The organism is Pseudomonas sp. 5C2 (genome assembly GCF_034314155.1).
In the GTDB taxonomy this organism is placed as follows: Bacteria; Pseudomonadota; Gammaproteobacteria; order Pseudomonadales; family Pseudomonadaceae; genus Aquipseudomonas.
The window spans coordinates 2,170,871-2,187,142 of the sequence record NZ_JAVIWH010000002.1; the positions used below are offsets into that span (position 1 = coordinate 2,170,871).

Sequence of the window (16,272 nt, forward strand, 5' to 3'; positions counted from 1 at the left end):
CCGAACAGAACTGACCAGCATTTCATGTATGATATGCGCCCCTTTTCGTTGTCCGACTGTCCGAGAGCACCCCATGCAGCTTTCTTCGCTCACTGCGGTTTCCCCTGTTGACGGCCGCTACGCCGGCAGAACCCAGGCCCTGCGCCCGATTTTCAGTGAATACGGCTTGATCCGTTTTCGCGTCATGGTTGAAGTACGCTGGCTTCAGCGCCTGGCTGCTCACCCGCAAATCACTGAAGTTCCGGCCTTTTCGGCTGAAGCCAACGCGATCCTCAATACGCTGGCCGAGGACTTCTCCACCGTCCACGCCGAACGCGTCAAAGAGATCGAGCGCACCACCAATCACGACGTCAAGGCCATTGAGTACCTGCTCAAGGAACAGGCCGCCAAGCTGCCTGAGCTGGCCAATGTCAGTGAGTTCATCCACTTTGCCTGTACCAGTGAAGACATCAACAACCTGTCCCACGCGCTGATGCTGCGCGAAGGTCGCGACGGTGTGTTGCTGCCACTGATGCGCCAGATCGCCGAATCCATTCGCGAGCTGGCCGTACGCTTCGCTGACGTACCGATGTTGTCGCGCACCCACGGCCAACCAGCATCTCCGACCACTCTGGGCAAAGAGCTGGCAAACGTGGTCTATCGCCTGGAGCGCCAGATCGCTCAGGTGGCTGCTGTTCCGCTGCTGGGCAAGATCAACGGCGCAGTCGGCAACTACAACGCGCACATCTCGGCTTACCCGGACATCGACTGGGAAGAGAACGCACGCGCGTTCATCGAAGACGAGCTGGGTCTGGGCTTCAACCCCTACACCACGCAGATCGAACCGCACGACTACATCGCCGAGCTGTTTGACGCGATCGCTCGTTTCAATACCATCCTGATCGACTTCGACCGCGACATATGGGGCTATATCTCCCTGGGGTATTTCAAGCAGCGCACCATCGCTGGCGAAATCGGCTCATCGACCATGCCGCACAAGGTCAACCCTATCGACTTCGAAAACTCCGAAGGCAATCTGGGTATCGCCAACGCTCTGTTTCAGCACCTGGCCAGCAAGTTGCCGATTTCCCGCTGGCAGCGCGACCTGACCGACTCCACCGTTTTGCGTAACCTGGGCGTGGGCTTCGCCCATAGCATCATCGCGTATGAAGCCAGCCTTAAAGGCATCAGCAAACTGGAACTCAACGCGCAAAAAATCGCCGCCGAACTGGATGCGTGCTGGGAAGTGCTGGCCGAACCGATTCAAACGGTCATGCGTCGCTACAACATCGAGAACCCGTACGAAAAGCTGAAAGAGCTGACGCGGGGCAAGGGCATCAGCGCTGAAGCACTGCAAACTTTCATCGACGACCTGGAAATGCCTGCGCAAGCCAAGGCTGAGCTGAAAAAGCTCACCCCGGCCAATTACATCGGCAATGCCGTGGCTCAAGCCAAGCGCATTTGACCCGCAACAACTTTTGCACACGCCCGGCTGTGCCGGGCGTTTTCATTTCAAGGGCTTACAAATGAATCCTGATATTCCTCTTCAACTTCTGGGCGGCATCAGCGCGCGTGAATTCCTGCGTGACTACTGGCAGAAAAAACCGCTCCTGATCCGTCAGGCGCTGCCGGACTTCCAGAGCCCGATCGACGCCGACGAACTGGCCGGCCTCGCCCTGGAAGAAGAGGTTGAGTCCCGTATAGTTCTCGAGAATGGCGAGCGCCCTTGGGAACTGCGTCGCGGTCCGTTTACCGAAGACGAGTTCAGCAAGCTGCCAGAACGCGACTGGACCCTGCTGGTGCAAGCGGTTGATCAGTTCGTACCCGAAGTCAGTGAGCTGCTGGAGAACTTCCGATTCCTGCCCAGCTGGCGCATTGACGACGTCATGATCAGCTTCGCCGTGCCAGGCGGAAGCGTTGGCCCGCACTTTGATAACTACGATGTGTTTCTGCTGCAGGGCCAGGGCAAACGCCACTGGCAGATAGGCCAAATGTGCGATTCCGAGACCCCACTGCTGAAACACGCAGACCTGCGCATCCTCTCGGGCTTCGAAGTCACTGATGAGTGGACCCTGGAACCGGGCGACATGCTGTATTTGCCGCCGCGCCTGGCCCATTGTGGCGTCGCCGTGGATGACTGCATGACCTATTCGGTCGGTTTCCGCGCGCCAAGCGCAGCTGAGGTGCTAACGCACTTCACCGACTTCCTCAGCCAGTTCCTGCCGGACGAAGAACGCTACACCGACGCTGACGTACAGCCGGTCAGCGATCCGCACCAGATCCAGCGTGACGCCCTCGACCGTCTGAAAAGCTTGTTGGCCGAGCACATGAGCGACGAGCGGTTGCTGTTGACCTGGTTTGGCCAATTCATGACCGAGCCACGCTATCCCGAGCTGGTCGTCGGCCCCGAACTGGAAGAAGAAGACCTGTTCCTCAGCCTGGAGCAAGGGGCGATACTGATCCGTAACCCGAGCGCGCGCCTCGCCTGGTCTGAAGTCGATGACGACCTTCTGTTATTTGCCAGCGGTCAGAGTCGGCTGTTGCCGGGTAATCTGCGCGAACTGCTCAAACTGATCTGCGCTGCCGACGCATTGCACAGCGAAAACCTCGACCCATGGCTGGCCGATGAATATGGACGCAACCTGCTCTGCGAGCTGGTCAAACAAGGAAGTCTGGGGTTTGCCGATGAATAAGATCTCCGTACGTGTCGCCGATTGGCAGAAAGATAACGCCGACATTCGGCGTATCCGGGAAGCCGTTTTTATCGCAGAACAATGCGTACCACCTGAACTGGAATGGGATGCCGAAGACGCCAGTGCAGTGCACTTTCTGGCATTTGAGGGTGACTTTCCCATTGGCACTGCCCGCTTGCTGCCTGACGGTGAAATCGGGCGCCTATCGGTGCTCAAAGACTGGCGCGGCCTGAAAGTCGGTGATGCACTGATGGAAGCAGTGATTGGCGAAGCCGAGCGCCGCGGCCTGAAGCAACAGATGCTCAGCGCACAGGTCCAGGCCACACGCTTCTATGAGCGCCTGGGCTTTGTCATTGTCAGCGGAGAGTTTCTCGAAGCCGGGATCCCTCACGTCGACATGGTGCGCGGCGCAGCGTAATCGCTAGACTTAGCGAAGATGCATCCCTGACGCCCCGCCCGCTTCACCCTAGGCTAACTATGCTGAGGTCGAAGATGTCGGGGCGTTTTTTTGCCTGCGATTCAACCTGGCCCAACCCGGGCCGATAACTGTCAAACTCACGCCTTTACGCGCTCAATTGCGGAGATAACGGACATGTTCCTACGCACCCTGTTCACGTCACTGCTGCTGGCCTGCAGCTTTAACGCCATTGCCGCGACGGAAGTCGTCCCCCTGAACTATCGCACCAGTGACGACCTGCTGCCGGTGGTCAGGTCTTTTCTGGGCAATGAAGGCACGGTCAACGCTTACAACAACCAACTGATCGTTAATGCCGAGCCAGAAAAAATTCAGGCGTTGCGCAGCCTGCTCTCGCAATTGGACAAGGCGCCCAGACGGCTGCTGATCAGCGTCGACACCAGCGACAGCAACGCCCAAAACGACCAGGGCTACGCCACCAATGGCACCGTGCAGACGCAAAACGGCGATGTCAGCGTCCGCAGCCAGACCCGTATCATCCATAGCGGCACTGACAGCCGTGACGGCGGCGTGCAACAGGTTCAAGCCAGCGAAGGCACGCCTGCGCTTATTCAGGTAGGCCAGTCCGTCCCCCTGACGACGACCCAGACCGACGCCTATGGGTACACGCAAAGCCAAACCCAATACCGCAATGTCACCCAAGGCTTCTACGTCACTGCCAGTCTGACGGGCGAGACTGTGCACCTGAGCATTAGCACCAACCACGATCGCATGAACCAGGAACAGCCTGATGTCGTTAACGTGCAAAGCACCGACACCCAGGTCAGCGGTCGGTTGGGCGAGTGGATTACCCTTGCCAGCGTCAGCGAGCAATCCCGGGCAGATCAACAGGGACAGGTGCAGCGCTATATCACACAAGGCCGGAGCGATATGACGTTGCGCGTGAAAGTCGAGACACTGGACTGATACTCTAGACTGAACACCGAGACCAAAGCACCCCAAACTGACTGCCTGGTCGTATTAGACCAAAGATGTAGTGCTCTACAAAAAGCACTACAAAACATTTGACGGGTCAAAATTCACGAGGCATGATTGCCCCGCTCCCGCTTATCAGAGGCTCTGCAAAGAGCTTTCGAATCGCCGCTCTAACTTACACACCTGAGCCGATTCGTGTCTGGACCGCCCACAAGGCAGTTTGACGAGGTTGCGACTGGATCGAAGTTGTCCCGAGGGACGGAAGCGTAATACGGTAGATCGGCAATACCTCTGCATGATCGCATCAAGGCATCCACGAGCCAAACTGCGAACATCAGACATGCCCTCAGCCTCACACTCTTCCCCTCTCGAGCTTCTCGACCTTCTGTCGCGCCCTGCCAAACCCCAGCTCGACCGCTTAAGTTTCTGACAAGCGAGCAGCCAGCAACGCGCCCTCTGAAAACCAGGGCGTTTTGGCGGAGCAAGAATTTTCCACCCAAAACCTATGCGACGAGGTTTATCTCCATGGCACTGACACGCGAACAGCAAATTGCAGCTCTTGAAAAAGACTGGGCTGAAAATCCACGCTGGAAACACGTGACCCGCAATTACTCGGCCGCTGACGTTGTCCGCCTGCGTGGCTCGGTTCAGCCTGAACACACGCTCGCCAAGCTGGGCGCTGAAAAGCTATGGAATCTGGTCACCCAAGGTGCCAAGCCTTCCTTCCGTCCCGACAAAGATTTCGTCAACTGCATGGGCGCCCTGACTGGCGGCCAAGCAGTGCAACAAGTCAAGGCTGGCATCCAGGCGATCTACCTGTCTGGCTGGCAAGTAGCTGCGGACAACAACTCCGCCGAATCGATGTACCCTGACCAATCGCTGTACCCAGTGGATTCGGTTCCAACCGTGGTCAAGCGCATCAACAATTCGTTCCGTCGTGCTGACCAGATCCAGTGGAAAGCCGGCAAGAACCCAGGTGACGAAGGCTACATCGACTACTTCGCACCAATCGTTGCAGACGCTGAAGCCGGTTTCGGCGGCGTACTGAACGCTTACGAGCTGATGAAAAGCATGATCGAAGCTGGCGCTGCTGGCGTTCACTTCGAAGACCAACTGGCATCCGTGAAGAAATGCGGCCACATGGGCGGCAAGGTTCTTGTGCCAACCCAGGAAGCCGTACAGAAGCTGACCGCTGCCCGTCTGGCTGCGGACGTTGCTGGCGTACCGACCATCATCCTGGCCCGTACCGACGCTAACGCTGCTGACCTGCTGACCTCCGATTGCGACCCTTACGATAAGGAATTCGTGCTTGGCGAACGTACTCCAGAAGGCTTCTACAAGGTTCGCGCCGGTCTGGACCAGGCTATCTCCCGCGGCCTGGCTTACGCACCGTACGCCGACCTGATCTGGTGCGAAACCGCCAAGCCGGATTTGGCCGAAGCACGTCGCTTTGCCGAAGCGATCAAAAAGGAATACCCGGACCAACTGCTGTCCTACAACTGCTCGCCTTCCTTCAACTGGAAGAAAAACCTGGACGACGCGACCATCGCCAAGTTCCAGCGCGAACTGTCGGCCATGGGCTACAAGCACCAGTTCATTACTCTGGCTGGCATCCACAACATGTGGCACAGCATGTTCAACCTGGCGCACGACTACGCCCGCAACGACATGACTGCCTACGTGAAACTGCAAGAGCAAGAGTTCGCTGACGCCGCCAAGGGTTACACCTTCGTGGCTCACCAGCAAGAAGTCGGCACTGGCTACTTTGACGACGTCACCACCGTGATTCAGGGTGGCGCGTCCTCCGTGACCGCGCTGACCGGCTCGACTGAAGAAGAACAGTTCCACTGATACCGCTTAGCCACCTAAGCAAGCGGCCATTCCAGACCGTTTAAAGAGCAACTGGAATGCCACATGACTAACGCCCCGACTGGTTCGGGGCGTTTTTTTTTGCTGAAGCTTTTGTGGCAGCCTCAGCCGAGCGTGATACCGGCCCAATCGTTGAAGCAGGTCCTGACCTCCCCAGGAGGTGCAGCACTCGCACGAGGCATCACGTGAGTCCTTAAACATTGATCCAGAGCGGTATTTAACGCCTAAAAAAGAGTAAAACAGCGAATCTCGCAACTGCGATACACGGCATATAAAGACAACTTCTCCGCTTTAACCATGAGCAACAGTTTAAAAACCCCCGCAGATGACATCAATTATCATTTGTGCGTGTCGACCTTCATTACACCCCTGACAAAACACATTCAACAAAACTCCGGCTAATGCCCGCAGCGTATGGCCTGCGCCTGTTTTTAAGGTCTCAATGTCCTAAAGTATTAGAATAATTTCGCTATAGAAAATTTACTTGCTACCTGTTTACCCATAAAATCATCGCGATAGATTTCGATGCGACATATCGTCACTGCTTTATTTCTTTATCAAGCTCAGAGACCTTTGCTCTCTGCCAAGGATTACCAGAATGCCCGAATCGACAGGTCTGATCGCCCATAACTGGGGCTTCGCCATTTTCCTTTTGGGTGTTGTCGGCCTCTGCGCCTTCATGCTCGGCGTATCCAGCCTCCTGGGCAGCAAAGCCTGGGGGCGCAGCAAAAACGAACCGTTTGAATCCGGCATGCTGCCCACGGGCGGCGCCCGTCTGCGGCTTTCGGCAAAATTCTATCTGGTCGCGATGCTTTTCGTGATCTTCGACATTGAAGCCCTCTTTCTCTTTGCCTGGTCTGTGTCCGTCCGCGAAAGCGGCTGGACCGGATTCGTCGAAGCACTCGTTTTCATAGCAATTCTGTTGGCAGGTCTTGTCTACCTATGGCGGGTTGGGGCGCTCGATTGGGCTCCTGAAGGTCGTCGTAAGCGGCAAGCGAAGCTAAAACAATGAGGCTTTGTCGATGCAATACACTCTCACCAGGATCGACCCGGATGCGCCTAATGAGGAGTATCCAATCGGTGAACGGGAAACCGTTTCCGATCCGTTAGAAGATCAAGTCCACAAAAACATCTACATGGGCAAGCTTGAAGACGTGCTGAACGGTGCGGTCAACTGGGGGCGTAAAAACTCCCTGTGGCCGTACAACTTCGGCTTGTCGTGCTGCTATGTGGAAATGACCACCGCCTTCACGGCGCCCCATGACATCGCCCGCTTCGGTGCCGAGGTTATCCGGGCATCACCGCGCCAGGCGGATTTCATGGTTATTGCCGGGACCTGCTTCATCAAGATGGCGCCGATCATCCAGCGCCTCTACGAGCAAATGCTCGAGCCCAAGTGGGTCATCTCCATGGGTTCGTGTGCTAACTCCGGTGGCATGTACGACATCTATTCAGTGGTCCAGGGGGTCGACAAGTTCCTTCCCGTGGATGTCTACGTGCCTGGCTGCCCGCCACGCCCCGAGGCTTTCCTGCAAGGATTGATGCTGTTGCAGGAGTCTATCGGCCAGGAGCGTCGCCCCCTTTCCTGGGTCGTCGGTGATCAAGGCGTCTATCGCGCCGAGATGCCGTCGCAAAAGGAACAGCGCCGCGAACAGCGTATCCAGGTTACTAACCTGCGCAGCCCCGACGAAGTCTGATCCCACTCTTTCTTTTTACAAAAGAGACAAGACTCTGGGTTCATTCTTTACGTTGACCGAAAGCGATCGAGACCATGACTGCAGGCACCGCTCTGTACATCCCGCCTTACAAGGCTGACGACCAAGACGTCGTCGTTGAATTGAATACCCGTTTTGGCCCTGAGACGTTCACCGTCCAGTCAACCCGTACCGGCATGCCGGTGCTATGGGTTGCGCGTGCCAAACTGGTCGAAGTGCTGACCTTTCTGCGCCAGCTGCCAAAACCCTACGTCATGCTGTATGACCTGCACGGTGTCGACGAACGCCTGCGCACTCATCGCCACGGCTTGCCGGGTGCCGACTTCAGCGTGTTCTACCACCTGCTGTCGATCGAGCGTAATAGTGACGTAATGATCAAGGTGGCCTTGTCTGAGGGCGACCTCAGCTTGCCGACCATCACCGGCATCTGGCCTAACGCCAACTGGTACGAGCGTGAAGTGTGGGACATGTTCGGCATCGACTTTGCCGGCCACCCGCACCTGACCCGGATCATGATGCCGCCGACTTGGGAAGGTCATCCGCTGCGCAAGGACTTCCCGGCTCGCGCTACCGAATTCGATCCGTTCAGCCTGACTCTGGCCAAACAACAGCTCGAAGAGGAAGCCGCACGTTTCCGCCCTGAAGACTGGGGCATGAAGCGTTCGGGCGCGAATGAGGACTATATGTTCCTCAACCTCGGCCCGAACCACCCTTCGGCTCACGGCGCATTCCGCATCATCCTGCAACTCGACGGTGAAGAGATCGTCGACTGCGTTCCGGACGTCGGTTACCACCACCGTGGCGCCGAGAAGATGGCCGAGCGTCAGTCATGGCACAGTTTCATTCCGTACACCGACCGTATCGACTACCTCGGCGGCGTGATGAACAACCTGCCGTATGTCCTTGCGGTCGAGAAGCTGGCCGGTATCAAGGTGCCGGAAAAAGTCGACACCATCCGCATCATGATGGCCGAGTTCTTCCGTATCACCAGCCACCTGCTATTCCTGGGGACATACATTCAGGATGTGGGCGCAATGACCCCGGTGTTCTTCACCTTCACCGACCGCCAGCGCGCTTATACCGTGATCGAAGCCATCACCGGCTTCCGTCTGCACCCGGCCTGGTACCGCATTGGTGGTGTCGCTCACGACCTGCCACGCGGCTGGGAAAAACTGGTCAAAGACTTCGTTGAATGGCTGCCCAAGCGCCTGGACGAATACCAGAAAGCCGCTTTGGACAACAGCATCCTGCGCGGCCGGACCATCGGCGTTGCGGCATACAACACCAAGGAAGCGCTGGAATGGGGCGTCACTGGCGCCGGCTTGCGTTCCACCGGTCTGGACTTCGACCTGCGCAAGGCACGCCCTTACTCGGGCTACGAAAACTTCGAGTTCGAAATACCGCTGGCCGTCAATGGCGATGCCTATGACCGCTGCATCGTGCGTGTCGAAGAGATGCGCCAGAGTATCCGGATCATCGACCAGTGCATGCGCAACATGCCGGAAGGGCCGTACAAGGCGGATCACCCGCTGACCACGCCGCCGCCGAAAGAACGCACCTTGCAGCACATCGAAACCCTGATCACGCACTTCCTGCAAGTTTCGTGGGGCCCGGTCATGCCGGCCAACGAATCCTTCCAGATGATCGAAGCGACCAAGGGTATCAACAGCTATTACCTGACGAGCGACGGCGGCACCATGAGCTACCGTACCCGGATTCGCACCCCAAGCTTCCCGCATCTGCAACAGATCCCTTCGGTGATCAAAGGCAGCATGGTCGCGGACTTGATTGCGTACCTGGGTAGTATCGATTTCGTTATGGCCGACGTGGACCGCTAAGCATGAACAGCACGCTTATCCAGACAGACCGTTTCGCATTGAGCGAAACAGAGCGCTCGGCCATCGAGCACGAGATGCATCACTACGAAGACCCGCGCGCGGCGTCTATCGAAGCACTGAAGATCGTCCAGAAGGAACGCGGCTGGGTGCCTGATGGCGCTGTTTATGCTATTGGCGAAATCCTTGGCATTCCGGCCAGCGACGTTGAAGGGGTGGCGACGTTCTATAGCCAGATCTTCCGTCAGCCTGTCGGCCGTCACATCATTCGCGTCTGCAACAGCATGGTTTGCTTCATCGGTGGCCACGAGTCAGTGCTCAGCGAAATCCAGACTTCACTGGGTATCGGCTTGGGTCAGACCACCGCTGACAACCGCTTCACCTTGCTGCCCGTCTGCTGTTTGGGCAACTGTGACAAGGCTCCGGCCGTGATGATCGATGACGATACTTTCGGCGACGTGCAGCCTGCTGGCGTAGCCAAAATGCTGGAGGGTTACCTATGACCATCACGTCTTTCGGCCCCGCCAACCGCATCGCGCGTACGGCAGAAACTCACCCGCTGACCTGGCGCTTGCGCGATGACGGCGAACCGGTCTGGCTTGATGAATATCAAACCAAAAACGGTTACGCCGCCGCACGCAAGGCTTTCGCCGAGCAGTCGCCTGACGAAATCGTTCAGGCAGTCAAGGACTCCGGCCTCAAGGGTCGGGGCGGCGCAGGCTTTCCCACGGGGGTGAAGTGGGGCCTGATGCCCAAAGATGAGTCCATGAACATCCGCTACCTGCTGTGCAACGCGGATGAAATGGAGCCCAACACCTGGAAAGACCGGATGCTGATGGAGCAACTGCCCCATTTGCTGGTCGAGGGCATGCTGATCAGCGCCCGGGCGTTGAAAGCCTATCGTGGCTACATCTTCCTGCGCGGCGAGTACACCACTGCGGCCAAGAACCTCAGACGCGCCGTGAAAGAAGCAGAAGCGGCCGGTTTGTTGGGCAAGAACATTCTGGGCACCGGTTTTGATTTCGAACTGATCGTCCACACCGGCGCCGGGCGTTATATCTGCGGCGAAGAAACCGCACTGATCAATTCCCTGGAAGGCCGCCGCGCCAACCCACGCTCCAAACCGCCCTTCCCGGCCGCTGTCGGCGTCTGGGGCAAGCCGACGTGTGTCAATAACGTCGAGACTTTGTGCAACGTGCCAGCCATCGTCGGCAACGGCAACGACTGGTACAAATCCCTGGCCCGTGCGGGCAGCGAAGACCAAGGCACCAAGCTGATGGGCTTCTCCGGCAAGGTTAAGAACCCTGGCCTGTGGGAACTGCCTTTCGGCCTGCCCGCACGCGAGTTGTTCGAAGACTACGCAGGCGGCATGCGCGATGGCTTCAAGCTCAAGTGCTGGCAGCCAGGTGGCGCCGGTACTGGCTTCCTGCTCCCTGAGCACCTCGACGCCCAAATGTACGCCGGTGGCATTGCCAAGGTCGGCACGCGGATGGGTACGGGTCTGGCCATGGCCGTCGACGACAGCGTCAACATGGTTTCCCTGCTGCGCAACATGGAAGAATTCTTCGCCCAGGAGTCCTGTGGATTCTGCACCCCCTGCCGCGACGGCCTGCCGTGGAGCGTGAAGATCCTGCGCGCTATCGAACACGGCGAAGGCCAACCGGGCGATATCGAAACGCTGTTGGGGTTGGTCAACTTCCTGGGCCCTGGCAAGACCTTCTGTGCCCACGCACCGGGCGCAGTGGAACCTCTGGGCAGCGCAATCAAATACTTCCGGCCGGAATTCGAGGCGGGTATCGCGCCACAGCGTGATGCCAACGCGACCCTGGCCCAACGCCCGATTGTGGTTGGCGCATAACAAGACAGAAAAGGTCGGTAGCCCATAAAGCCGCCGACCTCATACCCGATGACGCCTTACAGGCTGTTTGATACGGGTAGCACCGAGATTCCATTAGCCACGCCCGCTGACAACGGGCCAACGAAGAACTTTGAACCATGGCCACTATCCACGTAGACGGCAAAGCGCTCGAGGTCGATGGCGCAGACAACCTGTTACAGGCATGTCTGTCGCTGGGCCTCGATATTCCTTATTTCTGCTGGCACCCCGCCCTTGGCAGTGTTGGCGCTTGTCGCCAATGCGCAGTCAAGCAGTACAGTGACGAGAACGACAAACGTGGTCGTATCGTCATGTCCTGCATGACCCCCGCCACTGACGGCAGCTGGATTTCCATCGACGACGAGGAGGCCAAGGTCTTCCGCGCCAGCGTCGTCGAATGGCTGATGACCAACCACCCGCACGACTGCCCGGTCTGCGAAGAAGGCGGTCATTGCCACCTGCAAGACATGACCGTAATGACCGGTCACAACGAGCGTCGTTATCGCTTCACCAAACGGACTCACCAGAACCAGGAACTCGGCCCGTTCATCGCTCACGAGATGAACCGCTGCATCGCCTGCTACCGTTGCGTGCGCTTCTATAAAGACTACGCTGGCGGCACTGACCTGGGTGTATTCGGCGCCCACGACAACGTGTACTTCGGCCGGGTCGAAGATGGCGCACTGGAAAGCGAGTTCTCCGGTAACCTCACCGAAGTCTGCCCGACCGGTGTGTTCACCGACAAGACTCACTCCGAGCGCTACAACCGCAAGTGGGACATGCAGTTTTCGCCAAGCATCTGCCATGGTTGCTCCAGCGGCTGCAACATCAGCCCTGGCGAGCGCTACGGTGAGATCCGTCGTATCGAAAACCGCTACAACGGTTCGGTCAACCAGTACTTCCTGTGTGACCGTGGTCGTTTCGGTTATGGCTACGTCAACCGTGAAGACCGTCCACGCCAGCCACTGTTGGCTGATGGCCACGTCAAACTGAGCCTCGACACTGCGTTGGACAAGGCTGCAGATTTGCTCCGCGGCCGTAACATCGTCGGTATCGGCTCACCCCGCGCCAGCCTGGAAAGCAACTTCGCCCTGCGCGAACTAGTCGGTGCCGAGCACTTCTACTCGGGTATCGAAGCCGGTGAGCTGGAACGCCTGCGTCTGATCGTCAAGGTGCTCAATGAGAGCCCGCTGCCGACCCCGACAATGCGTGACATTGAAGATCACGATGCGATTTTCGTCCTCGGCGAAGACCTGACCCAAACTGCAGCACGTATGGCCCTGGGCCTGCGTCAAGCCGTCAAGGGCAAGGCCGAAGACATGGCTGCGGCGATGAAAGTCCAGCCGTGGCTCGATGCCGCAGTGAAGAACATCGGTCAGCATGAATTGAACCCGCTGTTCATCGCGAGCCTCGCCGAGACCCGTCTCGATGACATCGCCGAAGAGTGCGTTCACGCAGCCCCCGACGACCTGGCGCGAATCGGCTTTGCCGTCGCCCACGCCCTGGACGCCAGCGCGCCCGCAGTCGAAGGCCTGGACACCCAAGCCCTCGAACTGGCCCAGCGCATCGCCGCTGCCCTGCTCGCAGCCAAACGTCCGCTGATCATCTCTGGCAGCTCCCTGGGCTCGACCGCACTGATCGAGGCCGCAGCCAACATCGCCAAGGCATTGAAGCTGCGCGACAAGCAAGGCTCAATCAGCCTGATCGTCCCGGAAGCCAACAGCATGGGCCTGGCAATGTTCGGCGGTGATTCCCTCGACGACGCGTTGCAGGCTGTGATTTCCGGCAAAGCTGACGCCATCGTGGTGTTGGAAAACGATCTGTACCACCGCGTCGACGCTGCCACGGTCGATGCTGCGTTCAACGCTGCGAAAGTCGTGATCGTCGCTGACCATCAGAAAACCCCGACCAGCGATCGCGCTGATCTGGTACTGCCGGCCGCCAGCTTTGCTGAAGGCGACGGTACCCTGGTCAGTCAGGAAGGTCGCGCCCAGCGCTTCTTCCAGGTGTATGACCCGACTTATCTGGACGCCAGCATTCTGGTCCACGAAGGCTGGCGCTGGTTGCACGCCCTGCGCAGCACCCTGCTGAACAAGGCAGTGGACTGGACGTTGCTCGATCACGTCACCGAAGCCTGCGCAGCCAGCACCGCGCAATTGGCCGGGATCGTCAACGCGGCACCGTCTGCGGCGTTCCGGATCAAAGGTTTGAAACTGGCGCGTGAACCATTGCGTTACAGCGGCCGCACGGCCATGCGCGCCAACATCAGCGTGCATGAACCGCGTACTTCACAAGACAACGACACCGCGTTCTCCTTCTCCATGGAAGGTTATTCGGGTTCGGCAGAACCTCGTCAGCAGGTGCCTTTCGCCTGGTCGCCGGGCTGGAACTCGCCACAAGCCTGGAACAAGTTCCAAGACGAAGTCGGCGGTCACCTGCGTGCAGGTGATCCGGGAACTCGCTTGATCGAAAGCAAGGGTGATGGTCTGTCCTGGTTCGCCAGCATACCGGGCGCATTTTCCCCGGCTCGCGGTACATGGCAAGTAGTGCCGTTCTATCACCTGTTCGGCAGCGACGAAACATCGTCCAAAGCCGCACCGGTTCAGGAACGCATTCCAGAAGCCTACGTGGCGCTGGCCAAATCCGAAGCGGATCGTCTGGGTGTCAATGATGGCGCCATGCTCAATCTGAGTGTTGCCGGTCATACCCTGCGTCTGCCGCTGCGGATCAATGAAGAGTTGGGCGCCGGTCTCGTGGCCCTGCCTGCCGGTCTGACTGGAATCCCGCCTGCGGTGTTCGGCAAAACCGTTGATGGTCTGCAGGAGGCAGCGCTATGACCTGGTTTACCCCTGAAGTGATCGACTCGATCATCTCGGTCGTCAAAGCCATTGTGATTCTGCTGGCCGTCGTGGTCTGCGGCGCGCTGCTGAGCTGGGTCGAGCGTCGTTTGCTCGCCCTTTGGCAGGACCGTTATGGTCCGAACCGGGTTGGCCCTTTCGGTGCTTTCCAGATCGCTGCCGACATGATCAAGATGTTCTTCAAGGAAGACTGGACACCACCGTTCGCCGACAAGGTGATTTTCACCCTGGCACCGGTCGTGGCCATGAGCGCCTTGCTGATTGCGTTCGCAATCATCCCGATCACCCCGACCTGGGGCGTGGCGGATCTGAACATCGGCTTGCTGTTCTTCTTCGCCATGGCCGGCTTGTCGGTCTATGCGGTGCTGTTCGCCGGCTGGTCGAGCAACAACAAGTTCGCCCTGCTCGGCAGTCTGCGGGCTTCAGCTCAGACCGTGTCCTATGAAGTGTTCATGGGCCTGGCGCTGATGGGCATCGTGGTGCAGGTTGGCTCGTTCAACATGCGCGATATCGTCGAGTACCAGGCACAGAATCTGTGGTTCATCATTCCGCAGTTCTTCGGCTTTTGTACGTTCTTTATCGCAGGCGTTGCGGTGACTCACCGTCACCCATTCGACCAACCGGAAGCAGAACAAGAGTTGGCCGATGGTTACCACATCGAATATGCCGGCATGAAGTGGGGCATGTTCTTCGTCGGCGAGTACATCGGTATCGTGCTGATCTCGGCGCTGCTGGTGACCTTGTTCTTCGGCGGCTGGCATGGCCCGTTCGACATCCTGCCTTCGCTGTCGTTCTTCTGGTTCGCCCTGAAGACCGCGTTCTTCATCATGCTCTTCATTCTGTTGCGCGCCTCTATCCCGCGTCCACGGTATGACCAGGTGATGGATTTCAGCTGGAAATTCTGCCTGCCGCTGACCCTGATCAATTTGCTGGTGACCGCTGCGATCGTGTTGTTGAACACGCCCGCTGTCGCGGCTCAGTGAGGATAAAGACCCATGCTCAAGTATCTGTTTGACATCGTGCATGGCACCTACACCCAGCTTCGCAGCCTGGTGATGGTGTTCTCCCATGCATTTCGCAAGCGCGACACGCTGCAGTACCCGGAAGAGCCGGTGTACCTGCCGCCGCGCTACCGCGGCCGTATTGTCCTGACCCGCGACCCTGACGGTGAAGAGCGTTGCGTAGCCTGCAACCTGTGCGCCGTGGCCTGCCCGGTTGGCTGCATCTCGTTGCAGAAAGCCGAAACCGACGACGGTCGTTGGTACCCGGAGTTTTTCCGCATCAACTTCTCGCGCTGCATTTTCTGTGGCCTCTGCGAGGAAGCCTGCCCGACCACCGCGATCCAGCTGACACCGGATTTCGAAATGGCCGAGTTCAAACGTCAGGATCTGGTTTACGAGAAGGAAGATCTGCTGATCTCCGGCCCTGGTAAAAACCCTGATTACAACTTCTATCGCGTTGCCGGTATGGCCATCGCCGGTAAGCCTAAAGGCTCCGCGCAGAATGAAGCCGAACCGATCAATGTGAAGAGCTTGCTGCCTTAAGGAAGAAAGATGGAATTCGCTTTCTATTTCGCATCCGGCATCGCTGTTGTGTCCACCCTTCGGGTGATCACCAACACGAACCCGGTGCACGCCCTGCTCTACCTGATCATTTCGTTGATCGCCGTCGCCATGACCTTTTTCAGCCTCGGTGCTCCCTTTGCCGGCGTACTGGAAGTCATCGCTTACGCAGGCGCCATCATGGTCCTGTTCGTGTTTGTGGTGATGATGTTGAATCTGGGCCCTGCCTCGGTGCAGCAAGAACGTACCTGGCTCAAACCCGGTATCTGGATCGGCCCGATGGCGCTGGGCGTAGTGCTGCTCGCCGAGCTGCTCTACGTGCTGTTCGCCAATCCGAGCGGCGCTGCCATCGGTCACACCACGGTGGATGCCAAAGCGGTAGGTATCAGCCTGTTTGGTCCTTATCTGCTGGTGGTGGAACTTGCCTCGATGCTGCTCCTCGCAGCAGCGGTAACGGCATTCCATCTCGGCCGCAACGAGGCGAAGGAGTAAAGC

The 16,272-nt window shown here is 58.2% G+C and carries 14 protein-coding genes; all 14 read left to right on the forward strand.

Annotation, left to right across the window (positions count from 1 at the left end; translation table 11 throughout):
- Nucleotides 1-73: 73 nt before the first annotated feature.
- Nucleotides 74-1,444, forward strand: coding sequence for an adenylosuccinate lyase (gene purB, locus RGU44_RS10700; RefSeq protein WP_322178412.1), 1,371 nt, complete (start codon nt 74-76; stop codon nt 1,442-1,444).
- Nucleotides 1,445-1,505: 61 nt separating this feature from the next.
- Nucleotides 1,506-2,672, forward strand: coding sequence for a cupin domain-containing protein (locus RGU44_RS10705; protein WP_322178411.1), 1,167 nt, complete (start codon nt 1,506-1,508; stop codon nt 2,670-2,672).
- Nucleotides 2,665-3,090 carry a GNAT family N-acetyltransferase gene (locus RGU44_RS10710; protein ID WP_322178410.1) on the forward strand — a complete coding sequence of 142 codons (426 nt, stop codon included), beginning with the start codon at nt 2,665-2,667 and terminating at the stop codon, nt 3,088-3,090. The genes RGU44_RS10705 and RGU44_RS10710 overlap by 8 nt, the downstream gene beginning before the upstream one ends.
- A gap of 174 nt (nt 3,091-3,264) precedes the next feature.
- Nucleotides 3,265-4,053 (forward strand): secretin N-terminal domain-containing protein, encoded by a 789-nt coding sequence (locus RGU44_RS10715; RefSeq protein ID WP_322178409.1) that lies wholly within the window; start codon nt 3,265-3,267, stop codon nt 4,051-4,053.
- Between the two features lie 534 nt (nt 4,054-4,587).
- Nucleotides 4,588-5,913 (forward strand): isocitrate lyase, encoded by a 1,326-nt coding sequence (gene aceA / locus RGU44_RS10720; RefSeq protein ID WP_219064415.1) that lies wholly within the window; start codon nt 4,588-4,590, stop codon nt 5,911-5,913.
- Between the two features lie 616 nt (nt 5,914-6,529).
- A complete protein-coding gene (locus tag RGU44_RS10725; protein ID WP_219064414.1) occupies nt 6,530-6,943 on the forward strand; it encodes an NADH-quinone oxidoreductase subunit A in 414 nt (137 codons plus the stop codon).
- A gap of 10 nt (nt 6,944-6,953) precedes the next feature.
- On the forward strand, nt 6,954-7,628 hold the full coding sequence (locus RGU44_RS10730; protein WP_219064413.1) for a NuoB/complex I 20 kDa subunit family protein: 675 nt from the start codon (nt 6,954-6,956) through the stop codon (nt 7,626-7,628).
- Between the two features lie 74 nt (nt 7,629-7,702).
- Nucleotides 7,703-9,484, forward strand: coding sequence for an NADH-quinone oxidoreductase subunit C/D (gene nuoC, locus RGU44_RS10735; RefSeq protein WP_322178407.1), 1,782 nt, complete (start codon nt 7,703-7,705; stop codon nt 9,482-9,484).
- Nucleotides 9,485-9,486: 2 nt separating this feature from the next.
- Nucleotides 9,487-9,984 carry an NADH-quinone oxidoreductase subunit NuoE gene (gene nuoE, locus RGU44_RS10740; protein ID WP_322178406.1) on the forward strand — a complete coding sequence of 166 codons (498 nt, stop codon included), beginning with the start codon at nt 9,487-9,489 and terminating at the stop codon, nt 9,982-9,984.
- Entirely contained in the window at nt 9,981-11,339 is a 1,359-nt protein-coding gene (gene nuoF / locus RGU44_RS10745; protein ID WP_322178405.1) for an NADH-quinone oxidoreductase subunit NuoF, read from the forward strand. Before nuoE ends, nuoF begins: the two co-directional genes overlap by 4 nt.
- A 137-nt stretch (nt 11,340-11,476) precedes the next feature.
- Nucleotides 11,477-14,194 (forward strand): NADH-quinone oxidoreductase subunit NuoG, encoded by a 2,718-nt coding sequence (gene nuoG / locus RGU44_RS10750; RefSeq protein ID WP_322217078.1) that lies wholly within the window; start codon nt 11,477-11,479, stop codon nt 14,192-14,194.
- Entirely contained in the window at nt 14,191-15,198 is a 1,008-nt protein-coding gene (gene nuoH / locus RGU44_RS10755) for an NADH-quinone oxidoreductase subunit NuoH (protein ID WP_219064408.1), read from the forward strand. The genes nuoG and nuoH overlap by 4 nt, the downstream gene beginning before the upstream one ends.
- Nucleotides 15,199-15,210: 12 nt before the next feature.
- Nucleotides 15,211-15,759: an NADH-quinone oxidoreductase subunit NuoI gene (nuoI, locus tag RGU44_RS10760; protein ID WP_219064407.1), complete on the forward strand. Its 549-nt coding sequence runs from the start codon at nt 15,211-15,213 to the stop codon at nt 15,757-15,759.
- Nucleotides 15,760-15,768: 9 nt separating this feature from the next.
- Entirely contained in the window at nt 15,769-16,269 is a 501-nt protein-coding gene (gene nuoJ, locus RGU44_RS10765; RefSeq protein ID WP_322178403.1) for an NADH-quinone oxidoreductase subunit J, read from the forward strand.
- Nucleotides 16,270-16,272: the final 3 nt, after the last annotated feature.

What these genes read in the sequence shown, in the direction of transcription:
- purB (WP_322178412.1), top strand. Translation starts at nt 74, where the DNA reads ATGCAGCTTTCTTCGCTCACTGCGGTTTCCCCTGTTGACGGCCGCTAC.
- RGU44_RS10705 (WP_322178411.1), top strand. Translation starts at nt 1,506, where the DNA reads ATGAATCCTGATATTCCTCTTCAACTTCTGGGCGGCATCAGCGCGCGT.
- RGU44_RS10710 (WP_322178410.1), top strand. Translation starts at nt 2,665, where the DNA reads ATGAATAAGATCTCCGTACGTGTCGCCGATTGGCAGAAAGATAACGCC.
- RGU44_RS10715 (WP_322178409.1), top strand. Translation starts at nt 3,265, where the DNA reads ATGTTCCTACGCACCCTGTTCACGTCACTGCTGCTGGCCTGCAGCTTT.
- aceA (WP_219064415.1), top strand. Translation starts at nt 4,588, where the DNA reads ATGGCACTGACACGCGAACAGCAAATTGCAGCTCTTGAAAAAGACTGG.
- RGU44_RS10725 (WP_219064414.1), top strand. Translation starts at nt 6,530, where the DNA reads ATGCCCGAATCGACAGGTCTGATCGCCCATAACTGGGGCTTCGCCATT.
- RGU44_RS10730 (WP_219064413.1), top strand. Translation starts at nt 6,954, where the DNA reads ATGCAATACACTCTCACCAGGATCGACCCGGATGCGCCTAATGAGGAG.
- nuoC (WP_322178407.1), top strand. Translation starts at nt 7,703, where the DNA reads ATGACTGCAGGCACCGCTCTGTACATCCCGCCTTACAAGGCTGACGAC.
- nuoE (WP_322178406.1), top strand. Translation starts at nt 9,487, where the DNA reads ATGAACAGCACGCTTATCCAGACAGACCGTTTCGCATTGAGCGAAACA.
- nuoF (WP_322178405.1), top strand. Translation starts at nt 9,981, where the DNA reads ATGACCATCACGTCTTTCGGCCCCGCCAACCGCATCGCGCGTACGGCA.
- nuoG (WP_322217078.1), top strand. Translation starts at nt 11,477, where the DNA reads ATGGCCACTATCCACGTAGACGGCAAAGCGCTCGAGGTCGATGGCGCA.
- nuoH (WP_219064408.1), top strand. Translation starts at nt 14,191, where the DNA reads ATGACCTGGTTTACCCCTGAAGTGATCGACTCGATCATCTCGGTCGTC.
- nuoI (WP_219064407.1), top strand. Translation starts at nt 15,211, where the DNA reads ATGCTCAAGTATCTGTTTGACATCGTGCATGGCACCTACACCCAGCTT.
- nuoJ (WP_322178403.1), top strand. Translation starts at nt 15,769, where the DNA reads ATGGAATTCGCTTTCTATTTCGCATCCGGCATCGCTGTTGTGTCCACC.